We start from the raw sequence: 17,695 nt of genomic DNA on the forward strand, positions 1-17,695 counted from the left end.
CATGACCCGTAAAGCCATCTATCCCGGTACTTTCGATCCCATGACCAACGGCCACCTGGATTTGGTAACCCGTGCGTCACTGATGTTCGATCACGTTATTTTGGCGATAGCCGCCAGCCCGAGTAAAAAACCGCTGTTCACACTGGAAGAGCGCGTAGCTTTAGCCAGCCAGGTGACATCGCATCTGGATAATGTAGAAGTGCTGGGGTTCAGTGAACTGATGGCGCATTTTGCAGCCCATCAGAATGCCAATATTCTGGTTCGCGGTCTGCGTGCGGTATCTGATTTTGAATATGAGCTGCAGTTGGCCAACATGAATCGCCATTTGATGCCGACGCTGGAAAGCGTGTTCCTGATGCCTTCCGAAGAGTGGTCGTTTATCTCTTCCTCGCTGGTGAAAGAAGTGGCGCGCCATGGTGGTGACATCGCCCCTTTCCTGCCGGCGGTGGTCACCCAGGCCCTGTTCGAAAAACTCGCCGCGCAATAATCAGCGCTGGCAGCGTCGGCAAAAGAAAGTGCTGCGCTGCCCGTGCTTGGCGGATTCAATCGGCGTGCCACATGCGCGGCAAGGTTCGCCCGCCCGGCCATACACCTGCAGTTCCTGCGCGAAATACCCCGGCTTGCCGTCCGATTGCAGGAAATCACGCAGCGTGGTGCCGCCTTGCTCAATAGAGCGCAGCAATACCGCCTTAATGGTTTCCACCAACACTTCAGCTTCCACTTTACTCAGCGAACCCGCAGGACGGTCAGGCAGGATCCTGGCGGTAAACAGCGATTCACTGGCGTAGATATTGCCCACCCCCACCACCAGCTTGTTATCCATCAGCCAGGGTTTGATCAGCGTGCGCTTGTTACGCGATTTTTCGTACAGGTAGGCACCGGTAAAAGCGTCACTCAGTGGTTCCGGCCCAAGGTGGGCCAGCACGTTACTGGTCGCCAGATCGTCACACCATAACCAGGCGCCAAAGCGGCGCGGATCGGTGTAACGCAGCGTCATACCGTTGCTGATCACCAGATCGACGTGGTCGTGTTTACCGGCCTCGGTCTCTTCGGCCAACATCCGCAGGCTGCCTGACATCCCCAGGTGAACGATAATCCAGCCGCTCGCCAGTTCAATCAGCAAATACTTGGCGCGCCGTTGCACGCTGAGTACCGGCTGGTCGCTCAACGCCAGAATTTGCTCGGAAACCGGCCAGCGCAGACGCGCATTGCGTACCACGGCATATTGAATGCTATGGCCGACAAGGTAAGGTTCAATACCGCGGCGGCTGGTCTCAACTTCTGGTAATTCAGGCATCTGGCGCTCTCCTGTCGGTTTTCTACTCTTATAACGCAAAAAACCCGGCCGAGGCCGGGTTTTTATTAATCCACTAAAATTATTTAATTTTAGCTTCTTTGTAGATCACGTGCTGGCGGACAACTGGATCGAATTTCTTCAGTTCCAATTTTTCCGGCTTAGTACGCTTGTTCTTCGTGGTGGTATAGAAGTGACCAGTACCAGCAGAAGAAACCAGCTTGATCTTCTCGCGAACACCTTTAGCCATGATGCAGTTCCTTAATACTTCTCACCACGGGTACGCAGATCGGCCAAGACCGTCTCAATACCCTTCTTATCGATAACACGCATACCTTTAGCAGATACACGCAGCGTTACAAAGCGCTTCTCAGCCTCAACCCAAAAACGGTGTGAGTGCAGGTTCGGCAGAAAACGGCGTTTGGTCGCGTTCATTGCGTGGGAACGGTTGTTACCGCTCACCGGGCGCTTGCCAGTAACTTGGCAGACTCGTGACATGTCTATTCTCCAAAAATCAAATCAGCTCGAGCTTCGTATAGAGTATGGCCGCCTCGTCAGGCTTTTAGAGCCCATCTCAGCAAACTTCATACTGAGGAGACTCTCGTCATCAGGTTAGAAACCACACATCAGGTTAGAAACCTGCTGAGATAGGCTCTTACGCCAAACCCAAGATTCTCAAAGGTGGCGTAGTATACGCTCTGAAGCGTAAGTGCTCAAGTCCCGAACAGCTAAAGATCCCATAAGGATCGCGAAAAAATCGCTTAAAGCCATCCGCGCTCGGCAAAAGAGACACATTCACCCCGACCTATCACCAAATGATCGAGCACTCGGATTTCCAATAACAGGCAGGCATTAACCACTTGCTCGGTTATCAAACGATCGGCATGACTGGGTTCAGCCATACCCGAGGGGTGATTATGCGCCAGAATAATGGCGGCCGCATTAGCCTTCAACGCTTCGCGCACAATTTCTCTCGGGTATACGACAACGCTGCTGATGGTACCAGCAAACATCTCCTGATGGCGAATAACACGGTGCTGATTGTCTAAAAACAATACCAAAAACACTTCTCGCTCATGATGTGCCAGCAAACTTTGCAAATAATGCTGGGTCATCCTCGGGTTAAGCATGGCATTTTCCTGCGCCAGATGGCTGGAAAAGAAGCGGAACGCCAACTCGGAAATCGCCTGCAGTTGCGCATAGCTGGCATTACCCAGCCCTTTGTGGCTGCAAAAAACTGAATGATCCGCCGACATCAGGTGATACAGCGAGCCAAACTGCTCCAACAGTTGCTCAGCCAGTTGCATGACATGTACACCGGGAAAACCGGTGCGCAGAAAAATGGCCAGCAGCTCCGCATCAGACAGCGCCGGCGCACCATAACGCAATAACTTTTCCCGTGGTGCCAGCATATCCGGCCACAAGGTGATTACCTGACTGCTCATCATCGCCCCCCTGAAAACGCCACAGCATGCCACGCAGCGGAGAGGCCAACGACAGGTGTTTGATAACATTGCGAAGTACTGCGCAAAGCACAATGTAACGCACTGCAGACTCAGCAGAATCGCTCACCTGTCTGGCGGTTATGCTAAAATGGCACATCTTTCGGATTCAATCGGACAATCATGATGACGGGACTTTCCGGCAAACATATTGTGCTTGGCATCAGTGGCGGCATCGCCGCTTACAAATGCCCGGAACTGGTACGCCGCCTGCGTGACAGAGGCGCGGAAGTGCGTGTGGTAATGACCAACGCGGCGAAAGCCTTTATCACGCCGCTGACTCTGCAGGCCGTCTCCGGTTATCCGGTCTCAGACGATCTGCTGGATCCCGCCGCCGAAGCGGCGATGGGCCATATCGAACTCGGTAAATGGGCAGACTTGGTGATCCTGGCTCCGGCTACCGCCGATCTGCTGGCACGCGTCGCAGCCGGCATGGCCAACGATCTGCTGACTACCCTTTGCCTGGCCACGGCGGCACCGATCGCCGCCGCGCCCGCCATGAACCAACAGATGTACCACGCCGTCGCGACTCAGGCCAACCTGCGCACTCTGCAGGCACGCGGTATGCTGCTGTGGGGACCAGACAGCGGTAGTCAGGCCTGTGGTGACATCGGCCCGGGGCGCATGCTCGATCCGCTGGAAATTGTCGAACTGGCGAACAGCCATTTCTCTACGCCACAAGATCTGCAACATTTAAAGATTATGCTCACCGCCGGCCCGACGCGCGAAGCCTTGGATCCGGTGCGTTTCATTAGCAACCACAGCTCCGGTAAAATGGGCTTTGCCATCGCCCGTGCCGCCGCCGCACGGGGTGCACAGGTCACGTTGATCGCGGGGCCAGTCAACCAGCCAACGCCCCCCTGGGTCACCCGGGTTGACGTCGTCAGCGCGTTGGAAATGGAACAGGCGGTGCAGCAACGCGCTGCGGCGCAGAATATTTTTATTTCCTGTGCTGCCGTGGCCGACTACCGTGCCGAGCAGATTTCCGATGAAAAAATTAAAAAACAGGGTGATGAAATCATCCTCAAAATGGTAAAAAACCCCGATATCGTTGCCGGCGTTGCCGCAATGACCAAAAATCGTCCCTTTGTCGTGGGGTTTGCCGCCGAAACCCAGAATGTGGAAGAATACGCGCGACAAAAACTGGCGCGTAAGAAACTGGATTTAATTTGCGCTAATGATGTATCGCTTGCAGAGCATGGGTTTAACAGTGACACCAATGCCTTGCACCTTTTTTGGCAGGATGGAGAAAAGCGCCTGGCGCTGAGCGACAAGGCACTCCTTGGCCAACGTTTAATAGACGAGATAGTCAGCCGTTATGAAGAAAAAAATCGACGTTAAAATCCTCGACCCACGTATCGGACAGGATTTCCCATTACCGACCTACGCCACCCCAGGCTCTGCCGGCCTGGATCTGCGCGCCTGTCTGGACAGCGCCGTTGAGCTGGCTCCGGGTGAAACTACGCTGCTGCCTACCGGCCTGGCTATTCACATCGCCGATACCGATATTGCGGCAGTAATCTTGCCACGTTCCGGTCTGGGCCATAAACACGGCGTCGTACTGGGCAACCTGGTCGGCCTGATCGATTCCGATTATCAGGGTCAACTGATGGTTTCCGTCTGGAACCGCGGTCAAAAATCCTTCACTATTGAACCCGGTGAACGTATCGCACAGATGGTATTTGTGCCGGTGGTACAAGCTGAGTTCAATCTGGTTGAAGAGTTCGACAGCAGCGAACGTGGTGCCGGTGGTTTCGGTCACTCCGGCCGCCACTAAGCGATACCCGATTGCCGACAGGGAAACGTCACCTGAAATCTTGCCACCCCGGAGAGAAGGACAGCTCTACGGCAAGGTTTGGCCGGCTACGATTTCAGCGCAGGCCAGGACGCGCGGAGAATACAGGTCGTTAAGGCCGCTGACCCCAGCATCGTAAAAAAGCTATCACATAAGCCGCACAGAGATATCTCTGCAGCGGCCGGTGCCCGGGTTTTCGAAAGTCTAAGCAGTTTTAGCAAGGGTCTAATCAGACATGGCAGAAAAAGAAAAAATCAAAAGGAACCGGCGCGAGGAAATACTGCAGGCATTAGCTCAGATGCTGGAATCCAGCGACGGCAGCCAGCGTATTACCACCGCTAAACTTGCCGCTAACGTCGGAGTCTCCGAAGCTGCACTGTACCGGCACTTTCCCAGCAAGACACGGATGTTCGACAGCCTGATCGAGTTTATTGAAGACAGCCTGATCACGCGCATCAACCTAATCCTGCAGGATGAGAAAGAGACATTTAACCGCCTGCGATTGATTCTGTTACTGGTGCTGGGGTTTGCCGAACGCAACCCGGGCCTGACGCGTATCATGACCGGCCATGCATTAATGTTTGAGCAAGATCGACTGCAGGGGCGAATCAACCAGCTGTTTGAACGCATCGAGGCGCAACTGCGTCAGGTGTTGAAAGAACGCAAACTGCGGGAAGGAAAAGGCTTTATCGTGGATGAAACGCTGCTGGCCAGCCAGTTACTGGCGTTCTGTGAAGGCATGCTGTCACGCTACGTACGCTCCGAATTCCGCTACCGCCCAACGCAAGAATTTGATGGCCGCTGGCCACTGTTGGCGGCACAGCTGCAATAAACCCTATGCCGGGTGCGTTTTGGTGCGCCCGGCATAGTAAATCCCGCGTTAAACCCCGTACTGCTCGCGATAAGCGCGAACCGCCGCCAGGTGATCCGCCATTTCCGGTTTCTCTTCCAGATAAACAATCAAATCCTTCAGCGTCACGATGGAAATCACCTTGCAGTGATAGTCACGCTCAACTTCCTGAATGGCCGAAATATCCGCACGGCCGCGCTCCTGACGATCGAGGGAAATCAGCACCCCGGCAAGCCGCGCGCCGCCAGCGCCAATGATTTCCATTGATTCACGGATCGCTGTACCTGCAGTGATAACGTCGTCCACCAACATCACTCGGCCTTGCAGCGGGCTGCCTACCAGCGTGCCCCCCTCACCATGGGTCTTGGCTTCTTTACGGTTAAAGCAGTACGGCACATCGCGCTCATGGTGCTCTGCCAACGCGACGGCCGTGGTGGTCGCGATCGGGATCCCTTTGTAGGCTGGGCCAAACAGCAGGTCGAATTCGATACCGGAATCCACCAGCGCTTCGGCATAGAAACGCCCTAACAGCGCGAGATCACGCCCGGTATTAAACAGGCCGGCATTAAAGAAATACGGGCTGGTGCGGCCGGATTTCAGGGTGAACTCGCCGAATTTCAATACCTGCTTGTTAAGCGCGAACTCGATAAACTGGCGCTGATAGGCTTTCATTGCTGCTTCTCCTCGTCTGGTCGGTTAGATCTGTTAATACTGCCGCCCGATCGCCGAGCGTAAAAAAGGCGACCCTTGAGTCGCCTTAATAATTAGTCTGCCAGCGCCGCTTTCTGCGCCTGGAAGATGGTATCGATACCCCCTCGAGCCAGCGCCAACAGCGCCAATAACTCCTCGTGGCTGAACGGCTCGCCCTCGGCGGTGCCCTGCACCTCGATCATGCGGCCATCTTCCATCATCACCACGTTCATATCGGTTTCTGCTGCGGAGTCTTCGACATACTCCAAATCGCACAGCGCTTCGCCGTTAACGATACCAACAGAAACTGCGGCGACCAGGCCTTTCATCGGGTTGGCTTTCAGCTTGCCGTTGGCCACCAGCGCATTCAACGCATCGGCCAACGCAACACAGGCACCGGAAATAGACGCGGTACGGGTGCCACCATCGGCCTGCAAGACGTCGCAGTCGAGCGTGATGGTGAACTCACCGAGTTTTTTCAGATCTACCGCTGCACGCAGCGAACGGGCGATCAGGCGCTGGATTTCCAGCGTGCGGCCACCCTGCTTGCCTTTTGCGGCTTCGCGGGCGTTACGGCTGTGGGTAGAACGCGGCAACATGCCGTATTCAGCGGTGATCCAACCCTGGCCCTGACCTTTCAGGAAGCGCGGAACGCCCTCTTCTACCGTGGCGGTGCACAAAACTTTGGTATCGCCAAACTCAACCAGCACGGAACCTTCCGCGTGTTTGGTATAGTGACGGGTCAGTGTCAGTGGGCGAACTTGTTGTGGTGCTCTGCCTGCAGGACGCATGGGCTCTCTCCGGCTTCTAATCAACGATTGGCTGCGCATTATACGGGCTTCGTGACGTAATGCCTATCCTGCCCGCATGTCCAACGCTATAATCGCCTCATCTTTTCCTATTACGGGTACGCATCAATGATCCGCAGCATGACAGCCTACGCCCGGCGTGAAATCAAGGGTGAGTGGGGCAGCGCAGCTTGGGAGCTGCGTTCCGTGAACCAACGCTATCTAGAAACCTACATTCGCCTGCCAGAGCAATTCCGCAGCCTGGAGCCGGTGATCCGCGAACGTATTCGTGGCCGCCTGACCCGCGGCAAAGTGGAATGCAACCTGCGTTTCGAACTGGACCCAAGCGCGCAAAGCTCAATGATCCTGAACGAAAAGCTGGCCAAGCAGCTGGTTGAAGCTGCCAACTGGGTAAAAATGCAAAGCGACGAAGGGGAAATTGATCCTATCGACGTACTGCGTTGGCCAGGGGTGATGTCTGCCCAGGAGCAGGATCTGGACGCTATCAGCGCACAGCTAATGCAGGCGTTGGACGGTGCACTGGATGACTTCATCATTGCTCGCGAAAGCGAAGGTACCGCACTGAAAGCGCTGATTGAACAGCGTCTGGACGGCGTTAGCGCCGAAGTGATCAAGGTACGTGCCCAGATGCCAAACATTCTGCAATGGCAGCGTGAGCGTCTGGTCAGCAAGCTGGAAGAAGCTCAGGTACAACTGGAAAACACCCGTTTGGAACAGGAACTGGTGTTGATGGCGCAGCGTATTGACGTCGCCGAAGAGTTGGACCGTCTGGAAGCCCACGTAAAAGAAACGCACAACATCCTGAAGAAGAAAGAAGCCGTGGGCCGTCGCCTCGACTTTATGATGCAGGAGTTCAACCGCGAATCTAATACCCTGGCATCCAAGTCCATCAATGCCGACGTCACCACTTCCGCCATCGAGCTGAAAGTGTTGATCGAGCAGATGCGTGAGCAGATCCAGAATATCGAGTAATTTATCAGCATGTATCATGCAATATAAAATATCTATAAAAGCCCGTTAGTTACGGGCTTTATTCATCTCATTCAATCCCATCCCACCTACTCAAATCTCATCATTTTGATGTACCATAGACTGTACCAACCATAGATATGGTACATACACTTTTGGTACAAGGTAGTCATTGAGCGTGGGCAAACTTACAGATATACAGATCAAAGCTTGGGTAAAGGCAGGAGAACGCTTCGAAGGCAGGGCTGATGGTAATGGTCTCTATCTTTGCTACCGAGAAAGCTTCGCAACACCAAAATGGCGCTTCCGTTACAGCTTGTCTGGAAAAGCACGAGCCATGTGGATCGGATCCTATGGCGAGTTTTCTCTCGCTAAAGCGCGTGAAACAGTCAGGATGCTTTCAGCAAGGGTTGCCCTTGGGTATGACGTGGCAGGTGAGAAAAAAGAGCGTAAAGCGTCTGCTATCGCCAAAATCGAGGCTGATAAGAACACACGTCGGGTCTCTGAACTAGCGACCGAGTATTTTGAACGGCAAATTCTTGGCCGCTGGAAACATCCTGATATTCTTCGACGCCGCATCGATAAAGATATCAATCCTCATATTGGTAATCTTAAAGCCGACGAAGTCAAACCACGGCATATAGATGAAATGCTACAAAAGATCGTTGCGCGTGGAGCCCCAACCGTAGCCAATGATGTACTACGCTGGACTAAAAGAATTTTTAATTATGGTATTAAAAGGCATATTCTTGAGGTAAACCCGGCTGCCGCATTCGAACTTGCCGATGCAGGCGGACAAGAGAAATCGCGTGAAAGATTCCTTACTGATGACGAACTATCCCAATTATTCTCTGCAATGAAAAAAGCCAAGGGATTCGGCCGACAAAATGAGCTAACTTTTAAACTACTCTTACTCCTCTGTTGTAGGAAAATGGAGCTATGCTCAGCTCGATGGGAAAGCATAAACTTAGATAATGCCATTTGGCATCTAACCGGCACCAAAAATGGTGATGATATTGATATTCCCCTTCCCGAGCTTGCCATATTATGGCTAAATGAACTCAAGATTATGTCATGCAACAGTGAATGGGTTCTTCCCGCAAGGAAAATGCAGAATCGCATGATCCCCCATATTGTAGAAAGTACCCTCCCGGTTGCTCTTGCAAAGCTACGACCTCACTTACATGGTATTGATAATTTTACTATTCATGATTTTCGACGCACAGCCAGAACACACCTCGCCTCGCTTGGCGTTGATCCTATAGTTGCAGAACGCTGTCTTAATCACAGAATCAAAGGTGTTGAGGGTATTTATAATAGACATCAGTATTTTGATGAACGCAAAAAAGCATTAGTTTTATGGCAAGATAAATTAATTAAATTAGATATGGACTCTGATTAAATGAAAAGTTTTCAGCGGATGACTGAATTCGAAAGATTCGCAACTTTACCTTCTATTACTATCGATGAACTCTCTAAATGCTTAGTCGGAGTATCTCCTTACGCAAGAAGAAAAGACATAAGTGATGATTATCTTGATATAATAAATCACATAAGAGTAAGAATAAAAAGGACTTTAGAAGAGATATTTAAAAATGAGAAAATACCGAGAGTTACAAAATACGGTGAATACAAACCACATCCACACCCAATAGATATGGATGAGAAAGTAAAATCTGATATTATATTCTCAGTCGGGTTTAACTGTCGGGATGATGTAACAACGCCAAGTGCAATTATTGATAGATGCAAAGTTGCCATTACTAATTTAGCAATGAACTCCAAAACAAGGCCACTTCTTCAATTCATTGGCGGCGAAGCTGAATCCCTAGGTAAACAATTAGTCGCCAACAATAGAGGGCTGTATAAAAAAGAAGAGGAAGTTGTTAGCCTAAATAAAATTATTGGTATAACCGTAAGCTTACTGGCGCAGGAAAAAAATAAATCTAACCCATCAAAATGGCTAAAAAAAGACAACACCGTGTGTGTTGAACATGTTAAAGACCTAATTGATGACTTTGTCGAAAAAAATGGAATTTCCAGCGATGGATTAAGAGCCTCTTCAATTAGAAGTAAAATATCAGCCGCCATAAAGACAATTTACGATTAAAATCAATAAACTAACACCCACAGAACATAACTGTGGGTGTTTTACCACCTAAAAACCAACTCCTCACCATCCATTACCATCCCTGCGTATCCCAACAGCTCCCAAAGATTATCCATAAATATAAAAACTTATATAAATCAATTAATTAATAGGAGAAAAGGTTCCTGCCAACTTGATGGAATTGACTCTATTTCGTTGGAATTAACATTGATTTTATGTAATTCCATTTTCGCTGGAACTACAACGCCGTGGGTTTTAATCTCGCATTATCTCATGGCATCACAGGTATCAACATGCAAACAACTAATTGTAATGTTTACGGTTTTATACCGCAGACAGGATTTGTTAGACAAAGAACGCTTATGCCTTGTCTACCCTTTTCTCACGCAACACTTTGGAGAAGAGTTTCAGCAGGAACATTCCCAAAGCCTGTAAAAATTTCACCCAAAATTACGGCATGGAAAGCAGAGGAAGTTAGAGAATGGATTAGTGCACAAAACCATTATGGCTGATGCGGCCAATTCAGCCGCAGCAATAAATACATTCTGTGGTAGGTCAGCCTTTAGGCTCAATGCCTCTATTTTTAAGCTCTTTTCTTGCCAGTTCTTTGAACCAATTTGCGAGGGTAGTTTGATCCTTAGCAGCTTCCTGATCGAGCTGTTCACGCAATTCAGGATTGATGCGGATCTGGAAGGTTGGAGACTTACCCCCCGTTTTAGGGGTGCGGTCTTTAACTCTTGACATTGTACGTACCTTTGTTTGTAATACACCACATAAGGTACGTACCTTACATGAAATTGAACCTGATTTCCAAGCGGCCCCAACGAGTATTACCAGTACCTGTTGAGGCCTGACCATCAACGTAAATTGAGAGCAACGCCATGGCTACATCAAAGTGTACCTACATCTTTGCCGCAATCAACCGCACCCAGCGCAAAATCCGCCCGGTGATGTTGCGCATTACCGCCGGTGACGAACGCAGCGCCCGCCGCCAGTTGGCCGGTGACTACGTACTCTTGTTCGCCGGTCGTCTGCCGCAGGGAGGCTGCCATGCGTGAGTTTCCGCAATATGGCGAGCGCTACCAGCATCAGGAAGGCAGAACAGTTCGCATCCTGAACCTGCAACGTGCCCGTGAGGCTATTTCACAGCTCAATCCTGAGTTTGCCTATGAAGTGATTTTTGAATACGAGTTATCCGGCAATGTCACCGTTATGCCGCTGCCGTGGTTCGCTGAGGTGTACACCAAAATCGCCGATGCACCACGCACCCTTAGCTCCCGGTCGTCCGGCAGTCAGCCGCCGTTACGTCTGCATCCCTCGGTGAAAGTGGTGCGTAGCCGCCATTGGACGGCCGTTCGTCCTGCGCCGGAGCCCGACGACACCCATTATTCCCGCTTCCTGTAACGCGGTTAATCACGCTTAATTTTCGATTCTGACGGACAAAAATCATGACTTCATTACATGGGCAATCATCAGCTCAGGGCACCGTGTTGCCGCCATCCTGCCAGTACCTGTCTTACGGCATGACCGAAGACGCCTTTGAGAAATTAAACCGCGCCAAGCAAGCCTGTTCGCTGCTGGATATGCTGTTCGCCGGTCAGGCCACGTCGACGCAGTTCCCGACCGGTATCACCACGCAGGAAATGGCCGCCATGGTGGCTTACCTGTCGGAAGATTTGGCCTTCGTTCAGGCGCAGTGCGCCGCGATTAACGGGGAGGTGGCCGCATGACACTCGATAACGGTTCTGCCTCCTGCATTCCACTGGAAGTGCGCACCGCGCTGTTTCGCCGTGCGGTTGCCGAAGCCTATCTCGCCGCCTGTACCGTGCAGGGCGCGGCGCTTTCCCACTCACTGGACAGCCTGCAGAGGCTGATTGCCAGCGACATCGAAGCGCTGTTCGTGAAGATGCACGGCATTGACGAAGGCATGGAGATTGCCTGTGCGTTGCTTGGCGAGATGGTGGCCCCGAATATCCTGCTGGCGGCACCACAGCTCACGGTGCAGGGCTGCAACATTATGGCGGAGCTGTGCGGCGTGGCGGTCACGTCCAGCCATCCGGCACCGACGCTGCATTAAGGGGGCGCAATGACTAAATTAGAACAGACCAAACAGGCGGCCCGCGGCCGCTGGGAAGCTCTATTCCCCCTGCTGGGCGTGACGGTTCCGCCTCACGGTCAGCATGGCGCCTGCCCGAAGTGCGGTGGCATCAAGCCGTTTCGCATGGACGACAAGAACGGCGATGGCCGCTGGATTTGTACACATTGCTCGCATGGTGACGGGCTGGACTTGGTGGCGCTGGTTAACGGTATCAGTGTCGGGCAGGCCGTCAATGAGGTGGCCGACGTACTGCAACTGAGTCAGGTACAGCAACAACTACCCAAGCCCGCCAGAAAAGAAGCCGCCAACCCCGCACCGGCAATGGCGGATACGGTGGCGCAATGGCTGGCTTCCTGCGCTGTCGGGCAGAGTGAGTATCTGAACGGCAAAGGGTTTCCGGCTCTGCCGCATCCGTTGACCACCGCAGCCCGCAAAAGCGGCGGTGTGGACTTCCAGCCCGGTTCACTGGTGCTGGAATTGACGGATATTCACGGCGCAGTGACCGGCGCACAGCTTATTTCCCCGTTGGGCGATAAGCGTTTACTGCCGGGGACGGTTCAAAAAGGGGCATTTATCGCCCTCAGTGAGCTGCCGGGCGCAGAAGTCCCCCCGGCGCAGGTGATTATCACCGAAGGCTACGCCACCGCGCTGACGGCCGCTCAGCTCGCCGTTGGCTGGGTGGTGGCCGCCATCTCGGCCAGCAACCTGCCGAACGTGGCACAGGCGGTACACGCCCGCTGGCCGCAAGCCCGTATCGTCATCGCAGGAGATAACGATTTCTACGACGACAAAGAGAACACCGGCAAAATCTGGGCGGAGAAAGCCGCTAAGGCCGTCAACGGCTGCATCACCCTGCCGCCAACCCGCCATAAGGCGGACTGGAATGACTTTATGCAGGAGAACGGCCCGGCACGCGCCAAAGAGGCATTCAACGAGGAGCTGGTGCAACTGGGCAAATCGGCGGTGAAGTTGCCACAGGGGTTCCGGCTGACGCAGGAATATCTGTGGTTCGACAAACAGGTGCAAAAGTCGGACGGCGACACCGAAATCCGCAACATTAAAATCAGCAACCCGTTGCGGGTGACGGCCATCACCTGCGATGCCGACGGCGGCAACTTCGGCCGTTTGCTGGAATGGGAGGACACCTACGGCCAGTCGCGCAAATGGGCGATGCCGATGGAGATGTTGAGCGGCAGCGGTGAAGAACTGCGCCGTATCTTGCTGGTCAACGGCCTGTCGTACATCAGCACCACCGGCGAGGCCCGCGCCCGGCTGATGGAGTATATCTCCCTGTGCAAGCCGGAGCGCAAAGTCACCTGCGTGAACAAGACCGGCTGGCACGGCGATGTCTATGTATTGCAGGATGAGGTGATCGGCGAAGATGCGGAGGCGGTGATACTGCAAACCGCCAGTGTGCAGGGCAAAGATTTTCGTGTGGCCGGGACGCTGGACGAGTGGCAGGAACAGATTGGCCGCTACTGCGTCGGCAACTCCCGCGTGGCTTTTGCGGTCAGTCTGGCGTTTGCCGCGCCGCTGCTGCGTCTGGTAGGGATGGACGGCGGTGGTTATCACCTCAAGGGCGAATCCACCGACGGCAAGACCACCACCATGAAGGCGGCCACCTCGGTGTGCGGTGGCCCGGATTACTGGCACACGTGGCGCTCCACCGGTAATGCGCTGGAAGGCACCGCCAGCCGCCGTAACGATGCAGCCATGATGCTTGATGAAATCCGGGAGGTGGACGGCCGTGAGGCCGGAAACATCGCCTATATGCTGGCAAACGGACAGGGCAAAGGGCGGGCAGGCACCGACGGCGAGTTACGCGCCCGCAAGCAGTGGCGACTGTTGTTCTTCTCGACCGGGGAACTGTCGTTAACCGAACATGCTGCCCGTGCCGGCGAACGCACATTTGCCGGGATGGAGGTGCGGATGCTTCAGATACCGAGCGACTCCGGCAAGTACGGCGTGTTTGAAACCCTGCACGGGTTCGACAGCGGTAAAGCGCTGGCGGAGCATTTTGAAATCACTACCGCGTTGGTTTACGGCACGCCGTTTCGTGCCTGGCTGAAAGCCCTCACCGCTGACCTGAACGGCATGGCGGCCAGAGCCAAGGCAATGATGAAGGAATACACCCATCTGCTGATGCCGGAGGATGCCGGTAATCAGGTCGGGCGGGCTATCAACCGCTTTGCGCTGGTTGCCATGGCCGGGGAGTTGGCAACCCAGCTCGGCATCACCGGTTGGCCGGAAGGCGAAGCGCTGCGGGCAACCCAGACCTGCATGCGGGCATGGCTGGCCGACCGGGGCCACAGCGCCAATCAGGAAGATATCGCCGCACTGGAGCAGGTGCGTACCTTCTTCACGGCCGGGCAGTTCAGCCGTTTTGCTGACTGGCATAACGAGATGAACCGCCCCGGTAATATGGTGGGCTGGCGTAAAGTGGAAAAAGGCAACCATGCCCGGCAGGTGGAGGCGATGACGACGTTCTATGTGATGCCGTCCGGCTGGAAGGAAATCTGCAAGGGTTTTGATGCGCGGAAAGTGGCAAGGCTGTGCGCGGAGGCCGGTTTTCTGATTCCGGCCAAAGACGGCAAAATGCAAACGGCCACCCGCCCGCCAGAGATGGGCGTTAAGAAGCTGTATGTGTTTACCAGTGACGTCTTAGGCTAAGTCTTTACGCGAGTCTTATTGTTAAAGGGTAACAGAGGTAACAGGGGTTACACTATTGTAATCACTGGAGAAAATCTGTTACCCCTTTTGTTTTGGTTGGGGTAACAGGGGTAACAACGTCGGCGTTTTTTCACCCTGTTACCCGGTGTTACCCCGGCAATCACCGCTGGGGTAACACGTTTTTTTCTTTAAAATCATGACTGTAACCTGTGTAACCCCTGTTACCCCTGTTACCCCTTCAAATCGATAAAGGCAGAGGCCTACTCACCGAAACGCCCCTTCTCTGGCGGGCAATCCTTTCCCGCAAAATGTCACCTAACACATTGAAAAACGACAAGTTGTGTAGCCTGAGTAACAACTGTGTTCGATTGAGCAGTTGTGCCGGTTATCGGACACTGTTCACACAACATAACGAACTGGAGTTTTTTCGATGACCACCAAGACCCCGCTTGCCGCCCTGTCTGTCCGTTTTTTGCAGCAACAATCCGGCTTTGATGATGCATGTAATGGCTTTTATAAAAAGAAAACCGAGCTGAATGATATCCGTCAGGTTATTGCGACCACACACGATAAAAAAAACGCCGCAGCAGAACAGGCCGTTATGGATGATAAGGGCTGGCGTAAGCGGTTCCGCAAAGCAAAAGGCGCTCTGACGCCGGAGATGCAAGACCTGCATACCCAGCGCATCATCAAGCGCGAGCTGGTGAATGAATACGACGGGCTGTTGGGCGAACTGGAAGATGAGCAGGAAGAGGCGATGCTATCGGTCTGCGCCGCCGCCCGCCATTATGACCAGAAACATCGCACGATTTTACGCACCTATTCCGAAATGATGCTGGAGGTTGCACTTGATGAGGCATCGTTACTGATCCGCGCGGTTGCCTTGCGACTCCATGCCCAATCGCGTCTCGGCCATGACGAAGCGCAGTTCCAGAACAATAACTTGTGTGCCCGGGACCCACGCGGTGTCGTTATGCAGGAAATTATGCAGGCACTGGTTGAGCGCGCTGGTAGCTACCCCCTGAGCACAGAGGACGACCCTATTCTTGGGGCTATTGGGTTGTACGGTCCGGATTTCAGTGGCCTCGACCAGAGGCTGATTAACAGTCCGGCGGCACTCACAAAACTCAGCGTGGAAATCGCAGAACGCAAAAAAGCCAAAGCGGCAGAGGAGGAACAATCATGATGCGCTGTCCTTTCTGCCGTAGCGGTGCACACACCCGCACCAGCCGTTATCTGACGGAACAGACCAAAGAGGCCTACTACCAGTGCCAAAATATCGACTGCTCCAGCACCTTTAAAACGCGGGAAAGTATTGAGCATGTGATCCGGCAACCTATACCCCCGGAAACTATTCCGGTACCGCCACCGTCGGAATACCGAACGTTGAACAGTTATGGGAATAATAATTGTCTACATTGATTAATAGCATCCGCTCCTTTCTTAAGGGGCGGTTTTTTTATTCCCTTCTCTGTTCGCTTTCTGCGGCTTTTTCCTTGGAGGGCTTCTCATTTTTGAGCTTGCATGCATAGGGTGCATGAATTTGCATGCCTATAATGCCCTTACGATCTTCCTGCCGCCCCAGTGCTGGCGCGGTTTGCAGGCCATCATGCAACTGCATGAAAAGCGACACAAGAAGCGGGCAGGCGAGGCGGGGATAGCATTGCGCGCAATCCGTATTGAGGGATAAAAATTGGAACACAGTTAAGCCGTGTTCAAAAGTGTGTGTAGCTCAATGAGGGGTATGATATTTTGTAAAATACAAGCAACTGGGGGAGCTCAATGAATGCTAAATGATATTTTCACACGGCGCTATTTATCTAGGAATTTTTGGGATAGCTATGGAAAAGATGAAGCAAGATTATTAACCCAAAGCTATAAAATAATACATGAACAACTAATCCCTTATTGGGTAGATGGTAAAGAAGATAACGTTGCAAAGGTAAAATGGAAATCTATTCATGATATGTTATGCATGGAGTTAGGTTTAGAAGAGTTATCTCCTAGATACTATTCATACCAAACAAATGTGATGGGTTCTATGCGTACTAATTCTGGGTTTTGGACGTATGATAAAGTTTGCAAGGACTTTTTATTAAAATCTTACGATAGTAGCACTTCACCTGATGAGTTTATTAAAAATAGAATTAGTTTTATTGAGTTGGCTTTTAGATTAAGAGAGAAAGAAGTAAACATTACTAATGCAGAGTTACCAAAAAGAATACTTTTGGCAAAGTCTAGCGCCTTACGATTTCGTAGCTCTATGACTGTGCAGGGAGATCTCGCTGACGGAATGAGAAAAGCAAATGACATTATTAATGAGAAATTTAAATCTTGCGTGGATGAGTTAAACGTTAGGTTTTCTCAAGCTGGAGTCAATTTGAATTACCACAATGGATTTATTCAGATATCATCAGATGAACTTACGGAAATGGTTATAGAAAAACCCTTTTGGGCTATGGTTTCCGATGAAAGATGGAAAAATGTAGATATTGATATTAAAGAGGCTATTGATAGAAGAGACTCTAACGGCAGAGATGCAGCTTTCTATGCGGCAAGATCATTGGAAAGTACAATAAAAATAATTTCGAATGAAAATGGCTGGACACATGGAAATGAAAAAGGAGCCCAGAACTACATTGATAATCTGGTTAGCAAAAAAAACGGACAATTTATTTCAAGTTGGGAGGCTGATTTTTTAAGGGCATTTTTTTCAAAAATTAGGAATCCGCTAGGGCATGGACCTGGAATAGAAGAAATGATAATACTGACGGAGGAGCAGACTGACTGGGCGATAGAAACTTGCATGTCATGGATAAAAAGCTTAATTAAAAGAACAGAGCGTAATATCTCAAAGTGACATTTTAAATTAGAGCATACTGCATTTAATTTTGACATTGTAAAACTC

24 protein-coding genes are annotated in these 17,695 nt (G+C 51.9%); 16 read left to right on the forward strand and 8 right to left on the reverse strand.

Features of this window, described 5'->3' with window-relative positions; genetic code table 11:
* Position 1: 1 nt before the first annotated feature.
* Positions 2-487: a pantetheine-phosphate adenylyltransferase gene (gene coaD / locus BEI65_RS14315; protein ID WP_085120057.1), complete on the forward strand. Its 486-nt coding sequence runs from the start codon at positions 2-4 to the stop codon at positions 485-487.
* Here the strand turns inward: coaD and mutM are convergent, their stop codons facing one another.
* The 4 genes from mutM to radC form a co-directional block, all read right to left on the reverse strand.
* A complete protein-coding gene (gene mutM, locus BEI65_RS14320; protein ID WP_099063908.1) occupies positions 488-1,297 on the reverse strand; it encodes a bifunctional DNA-formamidopyrimidine glycosylase/DNA-(apurinic or apyrimidinic site) lyase in 810 nt (269 codons plus the stop codon).
* Positions 1,298-1,376: 79 nt separating this feature from the next.
* A complete protein-coding gene (gene rpmG / locus BEI65_RS14325; protein WP_004392084.1) occupies positions 1,377-1,544 on the reverse strand; it encodes a 50S ribosomal protein L33 in 168 nt (55 codons plus the stop codon).
* 11 nt (positions 1,545-1,555) lie between these two features.
* Entirely contained in the window at positions 1,556-1,792 is a 237-nt protein-coding gene (gene rpmB / locus BEI65_RS14330; RefSeq protein ID WP_004953342.1) for a 50S ribosomal protein L28, read from the reverse strand.
* A gap of 263 nt (positions 1,793-2,055) precedes the next feature.
* Positions 2,056-2,739: a DNA repair protein RadC gene (radC, locus tag BEI65_RS14335; protein WP_099063909.1), complete on the reverse strand. Its 684-nt coding sequence runs from the start codon at positions 2,737-2,739 to the stop codon at positions 2,056-2,058.
* A gap of 180 nt (positions 2,740-2,919) precedes the next feature.
* Between radC and coaBC the strand changes: the two genes are divergently transcribed.
* The 3 genes from coaBC to slmA all read left to right on the forward strand — a co-directional run bounded on the left by coaBC (position 2,920) and on the right by slmA (position 5,423).
* A complete protein-coding gene (gene coaBC, locus BEI65_RS14340; RefSeq protein WP_198404448.1) occupies positions 2,920-4,137 on the forward strand; it encodes a bifunctional phosphopantothenoylcysteine decarboxylase/phosphopantothenate--cysteine ligase CoaBC in 1,218 nt (405 codons plus the stop codon).
* The gene (gene dut / locus BEI65_RS14345; RefSeq protein WP_099063910.1) at positions 4,115-4,573 is read left to right on the forward strand and encodes a dUTP diphosphatase; all 459 of its coding nucleotides are present in this window, start codon (positions 4,115-4,117) and stop codon (positions 4,571-4,573) included. Before coaBC ends, dut begins: the two co-directional genes overlap by 23 nt.
* A 253-nt stretch (positions 4,574-4,826) precedes the next feature.
* Positions 4,827-5,423: a nucleoid occlusion factor SlmA gene (slmA, locus tag BEI65_RS14350; RefSeq protein WP_012147516.1), complete on the forward strand. Its 597-nt coding sequence runs from the start codon at positions 4,827-4,829 to the stop codon at positions 5,421-5,423.
* 48 nt (positions 5,424-5,471) lie between these two features.
* Here the strand turns inward: slmA and pyrE are convergent, their stop codons facing one another.
* On the reverse strand, positions 5,472-6,113 hold the full coding sequence (pyrE, locus tag BEI65_RS14355; RefSeq protein WP_085120062.1) for an orotate phosphoribosyltransferase: 642 nt from the start codon (positions 6,111-6,113) through the stop codon (positions 5,472-5,474).
* Positions 6,114-6,205: 92 nt separating this feature from the next.
* Positions 6,206-6,922, reverse strand: coding sequence for a ribonuclease PH (gene rph, locus BEI65_RS14360; protein WP_099063911.1), 717 nt, complete (start codon positions 6,920-6,922; stop codon positions 6,206-6,208).
* A 126-nt stretch (positions 6,923-7,048) separates the two neighbouring features.
* On the opposite strand from rph, the gene BEI65_RS14365 reads away from it, so the two are divergent.
* The 4 genes from BEI65_RS14365 to BEI65_RS14380 all read left to right on the forward strand — a co-directional run bounded on the left by BEI65_RS14365 (position 7,049) and on the right by BEI65_RS14380 (position 10,531).
* Entirely contained in the window at positions 7,049-7,912 is an 864-nt protein-coding gene (locus BEI65_RS14365; protein WP_099063912.1) for a YicC/YloC family endoribonuclease, read from the forward strand.
* A gap of 175 nt (positions 7,913-8,087) precedes the next feature.
* Positions 8,088-9,311, forward strand: coding sequence for a site-specific integrase (locus BEI65_RS14370; protein ID WP_099063913.1), 1,224 nt, complete (start codon positions 8,088-8,090; stop codon positions 9,309-9,311).
* Positions 9,312-10,019 carry a hypothetical protein gene (locus BEI65_RS14375; RefSeq protein WP_232519098.1) on the forward strand — a complete coding sequence of 236 codons (708 nt, stop codon included), beginning with the start codon at positions 9,312-9,314 and terminating at the stop codon, positions 10,017-10,019.
* A gap of 293 nt (positions 10,020-10,312) precedes the next feature.
* On the forward strand, positions 10,313-10,531 hold the full coding sequence (locus BEI65_RS14380) for an AlpA family transcriptional regulator (protein ID WP_099063914.1): 219 nt from the start codon (positions 10,313-10,315) through the stop codon (positions 10,529-10,531).
* Positions 10,532-10,574: 43 nt separating this feature from the next.
* Here BEI65_RS14380 and BEI65_RS14385 read toward each other — a convergent pair whose 3' ends face one another.
* Positions 10,575-10,763, reverse strand: coding sequence for a toxin-antitoxin system HicB family antitoxin (locus tag BEI65_RS14385; RefSeq protein ID WP_094981568.1), 189 nt, complete (start codon positions 10,761-10,763; stop codon positions 10,575-10,577).
* A 137-nt stretch (positions 10,764-10,900) separates the two neighbouring features.
* On the opposite strand from BEI65_RS14385, the gene BEI65_RS14390 reads away from it, so the two are divergent.
* The 7 genes from BEI65_RS14390 to BEI65_RS14420 all read left to right on the forward strand — a co-directional run bounded on the left by BEI65_RS14390 (position 10,901) and on the right by BEI65_RS14420 (position 16,209).
* On the forward strand, positions 10,901-11,077 hold the full coding sequence (locus tag BEI65_RS14390) for a host cell division inhibitor Icd-like protein (protein ID WP_021807316.1): 177 nt from the start codon (positions 10,901-10,903) through the stop codon (positions 11,075-11,077).
* Positions 11,070-11,423, forward strand: coding sequence for a hypothetical protein (locus tag BEI65_RS14395; RefSeq protein WP_099063915.1), 354 nt, complete (start codon positions 11,070-11,072; stop codon positions 11,421-11,423). Before BEI65_RS14390 ends, BEI65_RS14395 begins: the two co-directional genes overlap by 8 nt.
* Before the next feature lie 44 nt (positions 11,424-11,467).
* Complete coding sequence (locus tag BEI65_RS14400) at positions 11,468-11,749, forward strand: hypothetical protein (protein ID WP_099063916.1); 282 nt, start codon at positions 11,468-11,470, stop codon at positions 11,747-11,749.
* Positions 11,746-12,096, forward strand: coding sequence for a DUF5375 family protein (locus BEI65_RS14405; protein ID WP_099063917.1), 351 nt, complete (start codon positions 11,746-11,748; stop codon positions 12,094-12,096). Before BEI65_RS14400 ends, BEI65_RS14405 begins: the two co-directional genes overlap by 4 nt.
* Before the next feature lie 9 nt (positions 12,097-12,105).
* A complete protein-coding gene (locus BEI65_RS14410; RefSeq protein WP_099063918.1) occupies positions 12,106-14,787 on the forward strand; it encodes a TOPRIM and DUF927 domain-containing protein in 2,682 nt (893 codons plus the stop codon).
* A gap of 430 nt (positions 14,788-15,217) precedes the next feature.
* A complete protein-coding gene (locus BEI65_RS14415; RefSeq protein ID WP_099063919.1) occupies positions 15,218-15,973 on the forward strand; it encodes a hypothetical protein in 756 nt (251 codons plus the stop codon).
* Complete coding sequence (locus tag BEI65_RS14420) at positions 15,970-16,209, forward strand: ogr/Delta-like zinc finger family protein (protein WP_099063920.1); 240 nt, start codon at positions 15,970-15,972, stop codon at positions 16,207-16,209. The genes BEI65_RS14415 and BEI65_RS14420 overlap by 4 nt, the downstream gene beginning before the upstream one ends.
* Positions 16,210-16,246: 37 nt before the next feature.
* Here the strand turns inward: BEI65_RS14420 and BEI65_RS26825 are convergent, their stop codons facing one another.
* Positions 16,247-16,489, reverse strand: a complete 243-nt coding sequence (locus BEI65_RS26825) for a hypothetical protein (protein ID WP_157765452.1) — start codon at positions 16,487-16,489, stop codon at positions 16,247-16,249.
* An 84-nt stretch (positions 16,490-16,573) separates the two neighbouring features.
* Between BEI65_RS26825 and BEI65_RS26995 the strand changes: the two genes are divergently transcribed.
* A complete protein-coding gene (locus BEI65_RS26995) occupies positions 16,574-17,647 on the forward strand; it encodes an AbiJ-NTD4 domain-containing protein (protein ID WP_198404449.1) in 1,074 nt (357 codons plus the stop codon).
* Positions 17,648-17,695 lie beyond the last annotated feature (48 nt).

The organism is Serratia sp. BW106 (assembly GCF_002607755.1).
In the GTDB taxonomy this organism is placed as follows: Bacteria; Pseudomonadota; Gammaproteobacteria; order Enterobacterales; family Enterobacteriaceae; genus Serratia; species Serratia proteamaculans.

Coding starts and splice junctions, on each gene's coding strand:
- BEI65_RS14385 (WP_094981568.1), bottom strand. CDS start 10,763: ATGTCAAGAGTTAAAGACCGCACCCCTAAAACGGGGGGTAAGTCTCCA.
- rpmB (WP_004953342.1), bottom strand. CDS start 1,792: ATGTCACGAGTCTGCCAAGTTACTGGCAAGCGCCCGGTGAGCGGTAAC.
- BEI65_RS14375 (WP_232519098.1), top strand. CDS start 9,312: ATGAAAAGTTTTCAGCGGATGACTGAATTCGAAAGATTCGCAACTTTA.
- BEI65_RS14420 (WP_099063920.1), top strand. CDS start 15,970: ATGATGCGCTGTCCTTTCTGCCGTAGCGGTGCACACACCCGCACCAGC.
- BEI65_RS14390 (WP_021807316.1), top strand. CDS start 10,901: ATGGCTACATCAAAGTGTACCTACATCTTTGCCGCAATCAACCGCACC.
- rpmG (WP_004392084.1), bottom strand. CDS start 1,544: ATGGCTAAAGGTGTTCGCGAGAAGATCAAGCTGGTTTCTTCTGCTGGT.
- BEI65_RS14365 (WP_099063912.1), top strand. CDS start 7,049: ATGATCCGCAGCATGACAGCCTACGCCCGGCGTGAAATCAAGGGTGAG.
- BEI65_RS14410 (WP_099063918.1), top strand. CDS start 12,106: ATGACTAAATTAGAACAGACCAAACAGGCGGCCCGCGGCCGCTGGGAA.
- BEI65_RS14380 (WP_099063914.1), top strand. CDS start 10,313: ATGCAAACAACTAATTGTAATGTTTACGGTTTTATACCGCAGACAGGA.
- BEI65_RS14400 (WP_099063916.1), top strand. CDS start 11,468: ATGACTTCATTACATGGGCAATCATCAGCTCAGGGCACCGTGTTGCCG.
- coaBC (WP_198404448.1), top strand. CDS start 2,920: ATGATGACGGGACTTTCCGGCAAACATATTGTGCTTGGCATCAGTGGC.
- BEI65_RS14395 (WP_099063915.1), top strand. CDS start 11,070: ATGCGTGAGTTTCCGCAATATGGCGAGCGCTACCAGCATCAGGAAGGC.
- slmA (WP_012147516.1), top strand. CDS start 4,827: ATGGCAGAAAAAGAAAAAATCAAAAGGAACCGGCGCGAGGAAATACTG.
- coaD (WP_085120057.1), top strand. CDS start 2: ATGACCCGTAAAGCCATCTATCCCGGTACTTTCGATCCCATGACCAAC.
- radC (WP_099063909.1), bottom strand. CDS start 2,739: ATGAGCAGTCAGGTAATCACCTTGTGGCCGGATATGCTGGCACCACGG.
- pyrE (WP_085120062.1), bottom strand. CDS start 6,113: ATGAAAGCCTATCAGCGCCAGTTTATCGAGTTCGCGCTTAACAAGCAG.
- BEI65_RS14405 (WP_099063917.1), top strand. CDS start 11,746: ATGACACTCGATAACGGTTCTGCCTCCTGCATTCCACTGGAAGTGCGC.
- rph (WP_099063911.1), bottom strand. CDS start 6,922: ATGCGTCCTGCAGGCAGAGCACCACAACAAGTTCGCCCACTGACACTG.
- BEI65_RS26995 (WP_198404449.1), top strand. CDS start 16,574: ATGCTAAATGATATTTTCACACGGCGCTATTTATCTAGGAATTTTTGG.
- mutM (WP_099063908.1), bottom strand. CDS start 1,297: ATGCCTGAATTACCAGAAGTTGAGACCAGCCGCCGCGGTATTGAACCT.
- BEI65_RS14415 (WP_099063919.1), top strand. CDS start 15,218: ATGACCACCAAGACCCCGCTTGCCGCCCTGTCTGTCCGTTTTTTGCAG.
- dut (WP_099063910.1), top strand. CDS start 4,115: ATGAAGAAAAAAATCGACGTTAAAATCCTCGACCCACGTATCGGACAG.